This is a genomic window from Halomonas sp. SIMBA_159, assembly GCF_046536035.1.
GTDB lineage: Bacteria > Pseudomonadota > Gammaproteobacteria > Pseudomonadales > Halomonadaceae > Vreelandella > Vreelandella venusta_A.
In genome coordinates this window covers 1-274 of sequence record NZ_JAWJBT010000523.1, presented here as the reverse complement: position 1 = coordinate 274, position 274 = coordinate 1, and the positions used below count along the sequence as shown (strand labels likewise).

General features: G+C 43.1%; 1 protein-coding gene. It reads left to right on the top strand.

All coding sequences use genetic code 11. From position 1 onward, the window contains the following. A partial coding sequence (locus tag R0J87_RS20290; protein ID WP_498888511.1) for an aminotransferase class I/II-fold pyridoxal phosphate-dependent enzyme occupies positions 1-274 on the top strand: 274 nt, incomplete at both ends.

The window sequence follows — 274 nt, the reverse complement described above, 5'->3', positions numbered from 1 at the left end:
AAGCGGTCAAAGTAATTTTTGTTGTCCATCCGAACTCCCCTACCGGAAACCTCCTCACCAATAGTGAAATTGACTGGTTGAAAAACTTGCCAGAAGATATTTTAGTCGTTATTGATGAAGCCTACTTTGAATTTAGTGGTCATACTTTAGTCACAGAACTTCCTGAACATCCCAATTGGGCAATCCTCCGCACGTTTTCCAAAGCCTTTCGTTTAGCTGCCCATCGTGTCGGTTACTGTATCGCCCATCCTCAAGTCACCCAAACCTTAGAAAA